This window comes from Mesorhizobium sp. M0174, assembly GCF_040322275.1.
Classification (GTDB): Bacteria; Pseudomonadota; Alphaproteobacteria; order Rhizobiales; family Rhizobiaceae; genus Mesorhizobium.
Genome location: NZ_JAMYTB010000033.1, coordinates 1 through 14,830, shown reverse-complemented (window position 1 = coordinate 14,830; position 14,830 = coordinate 1). Strand labels below are relative to the sequence as shown.

The 14,830-nt window shown below is 60.2% G+C and carries 10 protein-coding genes and 3 pseudogenes; 6 read left to right on the top strand and 7 right to left on the bottom strand.

Annotated features, from left to right (window positions below; all coding sequences use genetic code 11):
- Positions 1–23: 23 nt before the first annotated feature.
- The 3 genes from NKJ13_RS29765 to NKJ13_RS29750 form a co-directional block, all read right to left on the bottom strand.
- Positions 24–671, bottom strand: a complete 648-nt coding sequence (locus tag NKJ13_RS29765; protein WP_352779234.1) for an alpha/beta fold hydrolase — start codon at positions 669–671, stop codon at positions 24–26.
- 483 nt (positions 672–1,154) lie between these two features.
- Entirely contained in the window at positions 1,155–2,396 is a 1,242-nt protein-coding gene (locus NKJ13_RS29755; RefSeq protein ID WP_352509283.1) for an NAD(P)-binding domain-containing protein, read from the bottom strand.
- A gap of 88 nt (positions 2,397–2,484) precedes the next feature.
- Positions 2,485–3,084, bottom strand: a complete 600-nt coding sequence (locus tag NKJ13_RS29750; protein ID WP_352509282.1) for an OsmC family protein — start codon at positions 3,082–3,084, stop codon at positions 2,485–2,487.
- A gap of 2,169 nt (positions 3,085–5,253) precedes the next feature.
- Here NKJ13_RS29750 and NKJ13_RS29745 point away from each other — a divergent pair.
- Positions 5,254–6,183, top strand: a complete 930-nt coding sequence (locus NKJ13_RS29745; RefSeq protein WP_352779231.1) for a recombinase family protein — start codon at positions 5,254–5,256, stop codon at positions 6,181–6,183.
- Positions 6,184–6,388: 205 nt separating this feature from the next.
- The gene (locus tag NKJ13_RS29740) at positions 6,389–6,640 is read left to right on the top strand and encodes a hypothetical protein (RefSeq protein ID WP_352691954.1); all 252 of its coding nucleotides are present in this window, start codon (positions 6,389–6,391) and stop codon (positions 6,638–6,640) included.
- 58 nt (positions 6,641–6,698) lie between these two features.
- Here NKJ13_RS29740 and NKJ13_RS29735 read toward each other — a convergent pair whose 3' ends face one another.
- From NKJ13_RS29735 to NKJ13_RS29725, 3 genes are all read right to left on the bottom strand, one after another.
- On the bottom strand, positions 6,699–6,968 hold the full coding sequence (locus NKJ13_RS29735) for a KTSC domain-containing protein (protein ID WP_352509278.1): 270 nt from the start codon (positions 6,966–6,968) through the stop codon (positions 6,699–6,701).
- Positions 6,969–7,874: 906 nt separating this feature from the next.
- Positions 7,875–8,063, bottom strand: coding sequence for a hypothetical protein (locus NKJ13_RS29730; RefSeq protein ID WP_352779228.1), 189 nt, complete (start codon positions 8,061–8,063; stop codon positions 7,875–7,877).
- A 162-nt stretch (positions 8,064–8,225) separates the two neighbouring features.
- Positions 8,226–9,296 carry a sensor histidine kinase gene (locus tag NKJ13_RS29725; RefSeq protein WP_352779225.1) on the bottom strand — a complete coding sequence of 357 codons (1,071 nt, stop codon included), beginning with the start codon at positions 9,294–9,296 and terminating at the stop codon, positions 8,226–8,228.
- 114 nt (positions 9,297–9,410) lie between these two features.
- Between NKJ13_RS29725 and NKJ13_RS29720 the strand changes: the two genes are divergently transcribed.
- The 3 genes and pseudogenes from NKJ13_RS29720 (at position 9,411) to NKJ13_RS29710 (ending at position 13,475) form a co-directional block, all read left to right on the top strand.
- Positions 9,411–10,805 carry a glucoamylase family protein gene (locus tag NKJ13_RS29720; protein WP_352779222.1) on the top strand — a complete coding sequence of 465 codons (1,395 nt, stop codon included), beginning with the start codon at positions 9,411–9,413 and terminating at the stop codon, positions 10,803–10,805.
- Positions 10,806–11,933: 1,128 nt separating this feature from the next.
- Entirely contained in the window at positions 11,934–12,125 is a 192-nt protein-coding gene (locus NKJ13_RS29715) for a hypothetical protein (RefSeq protein ID WP_352509273.1), read from the top strand.
- Positions 12,122–13,475: pseudogene (locus NKJ13_RS29710) on the top strand (IS701 family transposase). Before NKJ13_RS29715 ends, NKJ13_RS29710 begins: the two are co-directional and overlap by 4 nt.
- Positions 13,476–13,493: 18 nt before the next feature.
- Here the strand turns inward: NKJ13_RS29710 and NKJ13_RS29705 are convergent.
- Positions 13,494–13,912, bottom strand: a pseudogene (locus NKJ13_RS29705) (IS5 family transposase); the annotation flags it as partial.
- Between NKJ13_RS29705 and NKJ13_RS29700 the strand changes: the two are divergent.
- Positions 13,913–14,499, top strand: a pseudogene (locus tag NKJ13_RS29700) (IS701 family transposase); the annotation flags it as partial.
- Positions 14,500–14,830 lie beyond the last annotated feature (331 nt).

Genomic DNA, 14,830 nt, shown 5'->3' with positions numbered 1-14,830 from the left:
GATCCGCCACAGATTTGCGTGGGTCAGCGGCCCCATATGTCCGGCGCCAGGAACAATCGCCCCGATCGCAGTCGGAACACGGGAAACGAGTTCCCGGGCGATGAGCTGCGTTGGAACTGGCGCAAATTCGCCACGCAATACCAGGACCGGAAAGCAAACCGGGCATATTCGCTTGCTGGCGTCGATTCATGGAACAATGCCTGGAAGTCCAGGCTGGCCTTCGGCAGAAACCGCACAAGCGCCACCTGCAGTTCCGGCTTCATCGCAGCGAATGCGCCGTCCCCACCCCAGTAGTCGATAAAACGAGCTGTCGCGGTCTGGTAACGGCCGTTGATCAGGCCGTCTTGAACGGCGCCTGCGATCCCCAAGATCTCACCCAATGCCTCGTGCCCCTCCGATTCCAGCTCGCGCAGCAGGTGAAAGGCAGAGGGCTCATAAAGCGAGAGGCTGGCTATTCGATGTGGACGCTTCGCAGCTATATGCAGCGCCAATCCACCGCCATAGGAATGGCCAACAAGATGCACAAGTCCCTCATGGCGATCGATCATTTCTGTGATGGCAGCGGCTTCGTCAGCCAAACGGAAAGCGGCGGAACCAGTCCAGGTTCCGCCGCCCGGCGCGCCGATCAGATCGGGTGCGCTGAACCGGAACGTGTCGTCGAGCCGCTCCAACAATGCGCGCCATTGTCGTCCGCTGCCGCCCGAACAGTGCAGGGCGATTACAAGCGGTGCGTTGCACGCCTCATGCGAGACATTGAACGTCGATGCGGCGGTCACCGAGCCCCGCCCTCCTCCTCCTTCGAAGGACGCATCCGACGGCTGGTATCACGCCTGCCAAACGAGGTGATCGAGTTGATCTCGAAGCGGGTGACGCCGACGTCGCGCAAGATGTAGTCTGGCAACTCGTAAAGCTGCCGACGATCCCCGTGGATGCGAATGAAACGCCAGACTGCGGCCAACATTGTTCCGCCGGCCCCGCGCAAACCTCGCGTTGTGGTGAGGGACCCGGATGGATTTACCATTGCACTCATTGTTTTCTCCATTGGTTGCGGGCCGCTGACTGCGGCGCCAGTGGGGACCTTTGTCGGGGTCGGCCGTGTGCCTCATCGTTGAAGGCAGCATGGATTTTTGCCGCGCCAGCGTTGTATTGGGCGGTCAGGCCGCGGCTCGGTGCGGAGCGGCGAGAAACATTGCCAGGTGCGCCGTCAGCGCCTCGGCATCGCGGCCGACACCGTCAAGGAAGCTGGAGCTTCGATGACGCATGAAATTGAGGCCGAGCACGTAAAGACCCGGATACGGGCAGACGCCGCCATCGTTCAGGATTTCGCCCTGGGCGTCGAAAACATCCAGCTTCAGCCATGGGTATTCCCGGCGATAGCCGGTGGCCCATACGACGGTCTCGATACCCTGGTCGATGAGGTCGATTTCGGTCGGCTCGGCGTTCAGAATCAGGTTCGGAATGGGAAGCGGATCGATTGGGCAGCGGCCCTCGCCGACGGCCGCGCGGTCGATCTTGGCCAGCACCCGCCTCAGCCTGCGTTCCGCCGCCGTGGTCGTGTCGGCGAGATCGCCGTTGAACCGAATGCGTGTATCGCCAGCGGCAGCCGCTCGACCGACAAGACGAACGCCTTGCCCCCCGAGACCGGCAAGGTCGAGTGTCCTGCGTTCGGGTGTGCCTATCAGCTGTAGCGAGGGCTGCCGTCTTGCTGCATCAAGATCCGGAACTTCAGCGACAGGCTTGGCAAGCATTCCCAGCCGGTCGAGCCACCACATGATGTCGTGCCCGCGGTAAAGCCTCGGTAGGCGTGTATGACTGCCGACCGACAGGGTCACTGGGCGCCCGGAGCGATTGATCTCTTCCGCAAGTTGTATGCCGGTCGCCGAGGCCCCGGCCACGAGAACGCCACCCTGAGGCAGTTGCTGAGGATTGCGATAGCCCCGCGGCACGATCTGCCTGATACGGGGGGAGATCTGCCTCGCTATTGACGGAATGCGTGGCCTGTCGCTGTATCCGGTCGCGACCACGATCGCACGCACGCTCCATTGGCCGCGATTGGTCAGCAGCCGGAAGCCTCTGTCGATCCTTTTGGTCGAAAGCACCTCCACACCGTCCTCTATCGGTGAAGTTGTCGAGCGCGCGTAATTCTCCAGGAATGCGACGGTCTCGGCCGTTGTCATGAAGCCATCGGGGTCGGCACCGCGATAGCCGCCGCCGGGCAGGCGCGTCATCCAGTTGGGCGTGAGCAGGCGAAGGGAATCCCACCGTTCACTGCGCCAGCGCTCAGCGATCCGGCCGCGCTCCAGCACGACATGGTCGATGCCGCTTTCGCTTAGACAATGGCTCATGGCGAGACCCGCCTGTCCGGCGCCGATGACGGCCACATCTGTGCGCTGCATGGAATCTGCACCCTTATATGGCGGGGACACCAGATCGCCGGCGGCATCCCTTCCTGGACGAAGCCGGCGATGTTGCTTCGATCAGAGATCAGCCTTTCACGGCAACCGAGATCGGCACGCCGTTGGTCAGTACGTCGAACACCGCGGAACGGGCACGCGACTGCATCACGATCTCCTCGAGCTTCTCGGCAGGAGCATCGCCCTTGATTTTGAAGGAGATACGGATGCCTTGATAGCCGTTGCGGACTTCATTTGAGATGCCGAGGATGCCGCGAAGGTCGATGTCGCCTTCCACTGTCGCTTCCACCTGATGAAGCGTCACCCCACGCACGGCCGCAATGTTCGCGATACCGGCTGTAAGGCATGAAGCAAGCGCGTGGAGAAGATATTCGACCGGCGTCGGGCCGTTGTCGGCGCCGCACAGGACCGCTGGATGGTCGCTATCAGCCTGGTAGGCCATCACGTGGGACTGCTCGACGCCGGCTCCGAAGAAGTTGGTCATCGTGCTGCTGCTGTGGGTGCCTGCAATCCACCGGCTTTTGGCACGGAACTGGAACTTGGCAAGCTCCGGCTGGCCCGCGACGGCGTTGATGGTGGCCAGAAGGGTGGGCGTATCAACGCCGTTCCTCGGCTCCCGCGGCGCCTTCTTCATGGAAGCCTTTTCCATGACCATTGTATCGTCCTGCATGTCATTCACTCCTGAGTTCGGATTTTGCGCGACCGGGATAGCCCCGGACGGCCAAACCTCGGCCGTCAGCGTTTGATGTGCAGTTGGAACGACAGTGGGAATCGAGAGGTTTTTTGCACCAGCCAGTCGTGAACAGCGCCAGATCCGCGATCCAGCGAAACGACGGGCCTTCAAACGCTTGTTTCCCGCAAAGCTGCGATCACCAGCAAGCGCTGAGAAGGCGTGCCAACCGAAACCGCAGGAGATCGGACCATGTCTCGTTCATTTGGGATAGAGACCCGGCCGTGCTCAACCGGTTGGGCAGTCATCGTTCGCGGACCAAACAAGGCTGAGGTGCCTGCCACATTGCGAAGATCCACACGTTTGCGGGCACCTTAAATCGCCCCGATCAATGTGGACGCAACGGCGCCCTTTAAACTGATACGTGTTACTCTGGAAGTCCCGCCCTACGAAGGCCCTCGGTATACCTATTCCGATCGTCCAATCGCCGGAACGGCGGCAATACGTCGGCAAGATTCGAAAGCCGCAGCGCCGGGTCGAACGCGCATAGCGGGCGATCATTTCCCTGGCTTCCGCGAGCCGCCCCGCCCAGGCATGGCCCGCCGCCACTACGCGCATCGCGCTCGCGTAGTTTGGTTGGTGCCGCAACGACCTTCCAGCCCACGCGACGGCATCGCCGTAGCGGCCAGCACAGAAATGAGCGAGCCCAGTGTTGAACTGCCAAGCGAACAGGCGCGGATCAAATGGGCTCAGCCGCATCGCAAGCGCGGCGTGTTCGACGGCTCTGTCTGGCTCGCCCAAGCAAACCTTCACCCAGCTGTTGAGGCCCAAGGCAGCTGCCAAGTTCGGGTTGGGAGCGAGCGCGCGATCGAGGCAAGCTGCGCTCTCATCGAGGTCACCACTTACATAGCCGAGGACGTACCCACCGTGGGAGAGCGCGACCGCATCGTCCCTCCCAAATTTCAACCGCTTTCCTGGCTAGTTGCCATTGGGGGAGTAACGTCCCCTCCTCTTTTGCAGCAGCCAGGAATGCCTTGCGGGCCTGCTCAGCTTCCATCTCGTCGAATATACGGCCATGCAAACGCGCACCGCGAGGTCCCACCCAGGGCCACGCTTCGTCCACTTCACCAGCTCCTCGCCGGCTGTCTTGGCGTTGTCGACGTTGCGGATGATCCGGGACGCTCGGTTTTTGACGGGGGCCGGAGGGCTGAACCAGTGACGAGACGTGAGGGGCCTTAGCGGCGGCTAGCGAGTTTCCTCTCCACTAGCCCGCTAGCGATGAGATGGTTAACCTTTTGTTAGCCATGTGTGGGACCGTGATGGGACTGTTTCCAAACGTTCGTCGACCGTTGTCTTGGCGGTCGGTACGAAGCCGTTATGCATCATCTTCCAGTATTTGTCGCCCTGGCCATTTCGCTTGTCGTGGGTTTAGCCGTGGCGATGGGTTTAACATGAACGCCAACACGCTCCCAAGCGAGGCTATTCGTGGTGGTCGAACGCAACTGACAGTCCGAAGGCCGGGGCCGCACCGACTATAAGGTAGACCAGCTTATCGTCAGTAACCAGCAGATGCGGAGCGCCCCAGCGCACCGGCGGCCTCCCCGCTCGCAATCCAAATAGACGTCTTTCAGCTGTTTGATTGGCATGTCAGCGTAAGCGAACGCGAGGTCCTGAGCGTCAGAAGCCGACAATGAAGCCGGACTGATTGCGATCAGCACGGTGCCGAGCGTCACAGGCGCGAGGGACTTAACAACTGACATGATCATTTTGAGATCCTCCCCAGCTCCCGTCGGTCAACATCCAGTCCTTGGGGTCGCAGGTGTAGTGCCGTTCGAAGGTCCCATCCGCGCGCCGCTGCTTGTCGAAGCCTCGATGTAAGGCTCGATCGCGCGCTCGTGGACCAGCCAAAGGGGATCTCGGCCGAGGCGTAGCCACTGCCGGCGGCCAACCGTTTCGGGATCGAGGCCGAAGCGATCCTGGTGCGCTGGATCGTCGTGCCGGCCGCCCCTGCCTCCGCATGACGGATGGCGCGGCTTCGCAAATCGCACATGATTTCGTCACGTGAGATGCCGATGTCGCCAAGGACGTCATCGGGTAAACGGCTCAACTGGTCCGTTGCCGACCAGAGAGCTTTTCGCTCGGCGCGGAGGCGTAACCACCTACATTCGCATGTCCACTGAACATCAACGCTATTCGCTCGAGAACCAGGCGATGGCCATTACGGAGTACGCGGAGCGGCGCGGATACACTATCGTCCAAACCTACGAAGACGCTGGGAAAAGCGGCCTGAGCATAAGAGGTCGCGACGGACTGAAGCAGTTACTAGCCGATGTCGTCACTGGCCAAACGACTTTCTCGGCAATTCTCGTCCTTGACGTCAGCCGCTGGGGCCGCTTTCCGGATACGGACCAATCCGCTCATTACGAGTTTCTCTGTCGTGATGCAGGCGTCGCGGTGGAATATTGCGGCGAACAATTCGAGAACGACGGCAGCATGGTCTCTGCGATCCTCAAGAATATGAAACGGGTGATGGCAAGCGAGTACAGCCGCGAGCTATCCGCAAAGGTCTCCAGAGCGCACCTGCAGCAGGCTCGTCTCGGATTCAGCCAGGGCGGACCTGTGCCCTACGGCGTCAGGCGACTGTTGCTGGATAAAGATGGCGAGCCCAGATGCCTTCTCGGCCCTGGAGAACAGAAGGGGCTCGCTGGCGACCGCGTTCTCCTTGTGCCCGGCCCGCCAAACGAAATCGAGCTTGTGAGGCGCATCTTCAATATGTTTGTTGCTGAAGGGCAGAGCATGGCCGGCATATCGGTTCGTCTGAACAAGGAAGGAGTGCCCTCCACATACGGGTATCCGTGGACGACCGGGCGCGTCGCATCTCTTCTCAAAAGCGAGTTGATGATAGGCTACTATGTCTACCAAGGTGGGCCTGATGATGGAGTGATCGTAACCTTTTCCATCCGGCCGTCTGGCCGCATCACATTGATATCCAAAACTTCCTTCATTGCTGGTATAAACGCGAATGTCATCGGGCCCGTTGATGACGATCTGACAGCGGTAGCCATCAAGCTTGATCTCATGAATCCACCCATCGCCTGACGGTGGCTTGGGCATCAGGGTTGGCAGCATCGGCGGAATGAACTCGAGGCGGCCGGCGCCGGTACTTACAATTTTACGCACCCAGTCAATACTAGGTACAAAGCTTATATTAGCCAGAGTGAACGTAACGATTTCCGCGTTGATGCCGCAACGAAAGCTGTTTGCCCACGTTGCCATTGATCCGAAGCTCCACCATGAGGTTCACATGGCCGACGACAAGAGCACGCGTGACCGAGACCGCCTGGGGTCCAGCCAGGACTACGACGTGGAGCATTTCGCGCAGCAGAATGACATCCCCGTGGATCAGGTCCCCGAACTGATCCGGGCCAGCGACAATGACCGCGCGGGCGTTGCGGAAGCCACCAAGGCCCTCCGGCGGGCGGGCGGCCGGAGCCGATCCGACGGCAAGGGAGATCCGCCAAAGAGCACGAATGCACCTCGGCGAAGCGAAAACTGATTGCCAAAAAAGGTGATGTCTCCAATGGGCGAACGAAATTCGGCCACCGACAGACCCGTCATCCTGGCTCGCTGCCATCCGCAATCAATCGGTAGCGGAAATGATTGCGAATGTGGTCGTTAAAGTAGCGGCCCTTCGCGAACGCGGCTTTGAATGCCGCAAAGGTCTCCGGCGGTACTCCCTCAAACTCGTACCGCTTGCCGCTGGCGACGAACCACACGGAAAGGACCTTGCGCTCCGGATCGTATTCCGTTTTGCGAATCGAGGTAGAGGGCATAAAGATCAACGAGCGGAAAAGCCGTCGTGTTCCCAAGAAGCCAGCCGCCAACAGCTTTGCGACCGTAGCTCTAGCTAGAACGCCGTTTGTGTCTCAGAGGCGCGACAACGCAAGTTCACCGGCCCGGCCAAGCGCCGACTATTTGACAAGCGCGCAAATGGCATATGCTGTCAGCGTCCAACCTGTTGGGGACGTAGTGGCTACATGCGCTTGTGCTACCCACCCCGGAGCTGGGGAAGTAACCGGCAAGCTCCTAGAAATTAGAGCATTTGAATTTGACGCGCTGGCACCGCCACCTATTACGACTTTTGGCTTGGGACACCAAGCCTGTGCGGACTTGTCTGGGCTTGTATCACTGGCACTTGCATAGTGGGTGATTTCCCAACCGCTGACGCCGTCCTTCCCCGCTGGACCCTCAGCCCCCATTGCACCTTTAGGACCCTGCTTGCCGGGCAGACCTGGTGGACCGGCAGGCCCTTGGGGCCCTGGGGGGCCCGCCGTTGCGCAACCTGCAAGCAACGCGACACATGCTAGAGTGGTAATAATTCTCATGACCACCTCCCCGGTTTCCCGGTGAGTTTGACGACAAAAACATTCGCCAAATCGCGCGAATGTATCACCACGCGATTGTCGTGGATAGGAACGCGATCGGCGGCGAACGGAACGTCGTATATGCGCCGTGACGACGGGCAGCCAGCAATCGTGGCGGAGAGTGTTGACGCGCTTCGCGATCAGCCGGCGTAGTGAGCGCATGATCTCCCCACGCATCCAGCCGGCCTCCCCGATGAAGGTCGACGGCAAGATCGGTTGGAGCACCGTAAGCGTGAAGCTCACCCCATCTGGCGCGGCTTGATATGGCTTTTGACCGCATCAAAACCCCGCATCGCGCGGGGTTTTTTCGTAACGGCGCCAAGGCGCGATGGAAAGCGAAAGTAGCGTGGATCTCGGCTTGAGTGTCTATTCCAGACGGAATTCGACAGCGTGCGCTTCAGCATCGGTAATGAGGCCACCGTCGACGGCGGCTTCGAATGCTTTGGCAAAATACTGATCATCGGAAGTCTGGTGATCCTGGCCCGAAAGATCGATCGGATACGCGCCGATCACCCTGCCCGTGATTTTCTCGACTACCGTCACGGTCCGCTGCATTGGTTGTTTCTCCAATTAAAAGGAACCTATAGCACAGAGAATAGGAACATCCACGACACCCGCTCGCGAGCGGCTTCGAAACATTCGAACTACACCACCCGATGGGACGATCTTCAAGGCGCAATTCCGACAACCGCCTGAAGCATCCGCAAGGCGACCAAGCTATGCTGCTTTCGGCATCCGCGACGTGAATGTCGCTCTGGTAATCGCAATCGTCGTGCCAGTATTGCCCGTGACGGTGTCAATGCGTGCTTCAAGCTGTTTGACAAGTGCCTCCACGATCGCTGTCCCCAATCCGGCATTTGGGACGTCGCCAGCGGCTTTGCCCCAGCCATTGTCCGATACGGTCAACTTCCAATCCTCAGCGTCGGTCTCATAGGTCACCAAAATAAGCGCATCGGCCTTTTCCATGGGGAACGCATGCTTGATGGCGTTGAGAACGAGTTCGGTCACGATCAGGCCAAGGCTCACGGCCTTCTGGGAGTCTATTCTTCCATTTTCCGCCGTAACCTTGACGGCAATAGCCTGTGCTTCCCCGACCATCGAAGTGGCCAAGCCGCTGCAAAGTTTCGACAGGTAAGAACCAACCTCGATTTCGTCGGCACCGGTCGAGGCATGGAGATGCCGCTGCACTTCGGCCACGGACAGCACGCGTTGATGGGCATCTTTCAGGTGCTGCCGCGTTTCATCCGACGTGACGGACCGAGCCTTCAGCAGCAGAATGCTGGCGATGATCTGCAAGTTATTGGCAACCCGGTGTTCCATTTCGCGCAGCAGCACATCCTTCTGCCGCAGCAGGTCTTCGGTGCGGCCGAGGAGCTCTTCCTTTTCCCTTTCGATAGCGCGGCGCGCCGTGATGTCATTGAAGGCGAGCAGGATGGTCGCGGCCGAACTGTGGTCGTAGAGGACCTTTCGCGCGTTGAGCAGCATCGTGCGCCGACCGATATTCGGGAAATCATGCTCGACCTCGAAGCCGTCCATGGCGGTCTTCTCGGGAATGATCGTCTCCAGGAGCAGGTGAAGTGCTGGAATGTCCCACTGGCCGTCGCCCAGTGCGTAGAGCAACGAGCCGTGCGTCTGCTCGGGGTCGACTTTGAAGGTCTGATAGAAGGAGCAGTTGGCCGCCAGCACGCGAAAGCTCTCGTCGAGCACGAGGAAGGGTTCGACGATCGTATTGACGATGGCCTGCGCCAGCGTCTGCGCGTCTTCGATATTTGCAATGGGGTGGAACAAAGGCTTCCAGGCCGATCCAGGGGTTCTTTCCCCTTGATTTTCTTTCTATCGGGTCGCCAGGCATCTGTCGCGAATTGAATCGGCCTGACACCACACAGCGCGCGGCCGGTCCACATGGGCATTTTTAATCAATGGCCTTGGAACGCCCAAGACGCTAACACCGGCTCGATGAGCCCCAGCACGCTTCAAGCATTCGATCTCCCGGAAACCACTCTCGAACTCGATGATGATGCGCTCTTGGATATCGTGCAGCGGCAGACGGTACGCTATTTCTGGGAAGGCGCGCATCCGGTCAGCGGTCTTGCCCGCGACCGGCAAAAGACCACAGGCGATCCCGCCAACGATCTCGTGGCGATCGGGGGGTCCGGTTTTGGTATTGCGGCCATCATCGTTGCGGTCGAACGCGGATGGATCGACCGCGTCGCAGCTTTATCGCACTTGCATGGCATGCTCGATTTCCTGGAAAACTCCCCGCGCTATCACGGCGTTCTTCCGCATTTTATGAATGGGCGCACTGGTGCGACTATTCCATTCCGCCGCAAGGACGACGGCGCTGATCTGGTCGAGACCACCTTCCTGTTTCAGGGTCTGATTTGCGCCCGCGAGTATTTCGTCAGGGCGGCAACCGAAGAAGTGCGCCTCCGCCATCGCGTGGACGCGCTGCTGTTAGAGGCCGAATGGAACTGGTTTGCACGCGGGACCCGGCAACTCATGTGGCACTGGAGCCCGAACTTTGGCTGGGCGATGGGCAGCCCGATCAAGGGTTGGAACGAATGCCTGCTGACTTTCGTGCTGGCGGCGGGATCGGCACGCCACCCCATTGATCCGGAGCTCTATCACGAAGGTTTTGCTGGTGGTCCCGGGTTTCTGAACGGGCGCGACCATGATGGGATCGTGCTGCCGTTGGGAATGAATTCTGGTGGTCCGCTCTTCTTTTCGCATTATTCTTTCTGCGGGCTCGATCCGCGAAACCTGAGTGACCGGTACGCCGACTACTGGCAGCAGAACCTCCGCCATACGCTGATCAATTATCGGCATTGCGTCCGCAACCCCCATGGCCATTCGGGATACGGTCCTGACTGCTGGGGTCTGACCGCGAGCCATGGGCCGCGAGGATACATCGCGAGTGCACCTGACAGGGACTTTGGCGTAATCACCCCGTCCGCTGCCCTGTCGAGTTTCCCTTATGCTCCCGGGGAAGCGATGCGCGCACTGCGCGGTTTCCTGACCAAGCCTCGAAACCGCATATGGGGCCGCTTCGGCTTTGTCGACGCGTTTTGCGAACCTCGCAACTGGTACTCCCGGACATATCTGGCGATCAATCAGGGGCCAATCATCGCAATGATCGAGAACCATCGTACAGGGCTTTTGTGGAGGCTGTTCATGGGCGCGCCGGAAGTACGCAGGGGCTTGGCGAGACTGGGCTTCACCAGCCAGCACCTCGACACATCAACGTCTGGCCAGGGGCCACGAGCTGCCGCGGGTATGGTTCCACTGGGTTGCACTTAGCGCCGCAGGGTGGTTTTGTCCCTGAGTGATCTGCTGGCAGGTCGGAGCAGTTCGCGAAGCGCGTCCCGCCGCGTCCTAGCTACTGCTCAGGATCGCGAAATGTCAGCGACTTGGTCTCGAGAAAGTCTAACTGCGGGCTCGAAGCGCTGTCACGTATTCCCGAAAACGATAGAATAGATAGCGGCACCAATAAATAACGCAGTCGACATTCTCATGAATAGCTGAAATGAAAAATACTCTCTCATCGCGGCCTCCCTTGTTTCTTATTAATTTTTCTCGGCCAAGATTTGACCATATCACATGAGGATACGATCTGGTAATTTATATTGGCGTCACGACGAAGATGATCAAATCAACGTCTGCGAGGAGTGCGTCGGCCCAGCATGTCAAAAGCGCCTGTCAAAACCATCCGTCTTCCCCTCAATTCCTGGTGAATCAGGCTGACGCGCTCCTCAGGAGGCCGCATAGGGAGGATTTGATGGCAGATCTAGGCACTGATCTAGCCCGCCGTGCCACCGGGTGCAGCGGATTTTTGCGTTATGGATCTCTCATCGCCCCGCAAATAACCGAAACCAAGCGGTCGCGCGCACTTTTGTGGAGCGCGCCTTTTGGGCGCCAGGCAAGGAAGTCGTCCACACTCATCCAGTCCACCGGATCTGAACCGGCTTGGGGTAGCTTGAATTCTACATAGAGATGCAATCCCCCGGCACGAAGACGACCCGCCACGTTCCGTTGGCATCGGCGGCAAGAGTGCAGGTGAGAGAGGTCATGGCAGAAACTCCTTCGGTACGAGCTTGCCAGACTGTCCGGGAAATTCCATCGCAACAAGTAAGTATTGACGCGCCGAGAGGTGCGGCGAATTGGGTTCGCCGTGGCTTGGCTTGATTCCGGCGGGCTGATCAGGCCTGGCCGAACTGGAATGCGGTCAGATCGTCATGGTCTCACAACGCTCCCTCGATCACCATGCCGGCGCGGATGCCATCAGCACCAATAGGATGACGGGCCAGCGCGATCGACCAGCCTTGGCGCGCTGTTCAGCCCGGCCCATGCCGGACAGCACGGCGACCAATGCCACCAGCTACACCACGGCGCGGGACTCGCGCTTTCGCCCTCTTCGGGAGAGATGCAATGTCGGTCCAAGGCACCGCTCGTCCTGCCGACCTCGCCATGTTGACCAAAGCACTTGATGGCGCTGCCGTGGGCAAAACTCTTGAAAAACATCCGCAACTGGAACTGTACACGCCTACATTGCTAGCACTACTTTGGCAGTTTTTTAGTTCTGGGAGCGTTTTGAGGATTCCCAAGAGCGGTTTTGCGTGATTCATGAGAGGTCGGCTGTTGGAGGGGCCGGCCATGAACAGGGATTGGCAACTCGATCTGGAGCGGTGGCTTGAGCCGTTCGTCTCGGCGTTGAGGCACAAGACGCGTGCGCGGATGTGTCCGGCCTATATTGCTAGCCTGATTGGCCCTGGGGATCGCAAGAGCGTCCAACCGATGGCGGCGCGCCATGCAGACGTCAACTATGACCAGCTGCACCACTTCATCGCGAGCGGCGTGTGGGATGCTGCGCCGCTGGAGAAGGTGCTGCTCGCCGAGGCCGACAGACAAGTTGGCGGGAACGATGCGTGGCTGATCGTGGACGACACCGCTCTCCCCAAGAAGGGGCGCCACTCGGTCGGCGTCGCGCCGCAATATGCCTCGGCGCTTGGCAAGAACGCCAACTGCCAGACGCTGGTGTCGCTGACGCTGGCCTCTGGCGAAGTGCCGGTCATGGTGGGGCTGCGGCTGTTTCTGCCCGAGAGCTGGACTTCCGATCCCGCCCGGCTCGACCGTGCCGGTGTGCCCGAGGACCATCGTGCCTACAGGACCAAGCCCGAAATCGCGCTGGCCGAGATCGACCGGGCTCGCGCAGCCGGCTTACGCTTTGGCTGCGTGCTCGCCGATGCCGGATATGGTTTGAGCGCCCCCTTCCGGCAGGCGCTCACCGAGCGCGGCCTTACCTGGGCCGTCGGTATCCCGTTCAAGCAGAAGGTCTATGCCGCCGACGTGGCGATGATCTTCCCGGTTGCCGGACGCGGCCGCCCGCGCCGCCGGCATATCCCCGATGTGAAGTCGATGACCGCGCAGGCGATGCTGGAAAAAGCCCAATGGCGGACGGTCAGTTGGCGGCGTGGCACCAAAGGCCGCCTCTCGGCGCGCTTCGCCGCTGTCCGTGTCCGGGTTGCAGATGGCCCACCCCAGCGCATCCGCGACATGGGCGCTCAGCATCTGCCCGGCGAGGAGGTCTGGGTGATCGGCGAGCACCGCTCGACCGGCGAGCGCAAATACTACCTCTCCAACTTGCCCGCCGACACCCCGCTCAAGCAGATCACAGGCGCCATCAAGGCGCGCTGGGTCTGCGAACAGGCGCATCAGCAGCTCAAGGAGGAACTTGGCCTCGACCACTTCGAGGGGCGCTCATGGACGGGCCTGCACCGGCACGCGCTGATGACGATGATCGCCTACGCCTTCCTGCAATCTCGCCGCCTCAAACAAGCGGGAGGGGGAAAAAAGAATCCTCGGCCCGCCGCCCCAACCGAGCCTACCCGCCGTCAGGCAAGCCATCCTCACCGCGCTCGCGCAGCCGCCCCCAATCCGTTGTCCCCACTGCCGCAGAACCCTCTCCGCTAAAAATCTGCCAAAGTAGTGCTAGGCCGTAGACTCATTAGCGCGCAGCCACAGCCGCATTGAGGCGAGCTGGACCATGGCGAGGAAGTTGGCGGCAAGCTTGTCGTAGCGGGTTGCGATGCGGCGGAAGGCTTGAGCTTGGAGAAGAAGCGTTCGATCAGGTTGCGCTCTCGGTAAAGGCGCTTGCTGAAGCAGGGCTTCCAACGTCGGTTGCTCTTCGGCGGGATGTTGGGCGTGGCCCCCTGGTCCTGGATCAGCTCGCGGATGCGGTCTGCATCATAGGCCTTGTCGGCCAGCACAATGGTGCGCGGGCCGAGATGGGAGAGGAGCGTGTCGGCGATCTGCCCGTCATGCGCTTGGCCTGCCGTCAGGCCGACCCGGATCGGGAGGCCATGCCGTCGACGACGACCGTGGATTTTGGTCGTGAGCCCGCCGCGTGATACGTTCTGGGCGACGCTGTCTACTGGGCGGACAGCAGCCTTCGCGGATGCTGGAAGCTCGCGAGCAGCCCTATGTCTTGGCGGTTCGAGGCGCTCACTTCATGCGCCGTGGAGGGGATCGTCTGTTTGTGGAACCTCGCCCGAGGAACTGGCCGGCGAGTTCGAGCCCGACGACTGGGTCTGTCATGCGGCAGGTGAAGGCGCCAAAGGCCCTCGGCTCTACGACGGGGCACGCATCCGCCGCCCTTGGACGTCAAGGCGGCTTCGAGCATTGGCTTCTCGTCCGCCGCAAGCGATCGACATCCGGAGAAAAAGCCTACTACCTGGTCTTCGCCCCGCCCGGTTCCTCCTTGGCCGAATTGGCGGCAGTGGCCGGCCTGTGCTGGGCGATCGAGGAGTGTTTTGGGGGCGCCAAGGATGATCTCGGACTTGATCATTGCGAGGCTCAGTCCTGGCACGGATGGCATCGCCATATGAGCCTGTGCATGGCCGCCCTGGCATTCCTCTCGAAGCTATCGGCTGATCTTCGCCGCAGCGCATGGAGCAAACCGAACGAAACGAGTCCAAAGGAGCCAATCGCCGCCTGATCCGGATGGCTGCGCTCGTCCCGAGCGTCCCCGAGATCCGCTATCTCCTCGCCCGGATCCTCATCTTCCCACCGACACAAAGCCCTTCATCATCGCCTGGTCGTTATGGCGACGACGACATCAGGCTGCGGCCACCATCTGTCACTACAAACGGCATCGGCATCTGCAACTGTAGTACTAGATCGGCCATGCGTCTGGACCTACCCACCGGGGTGTACCGCAATTTTTTCAAATTGATTCAGAATAATTTGCTCCTCGTAAGCCACGATCGCAACATACCTGGGATCAAGTAAGTCAAAAATCTCTCTGAGTGCGTTGTCAGTGCAGTAGC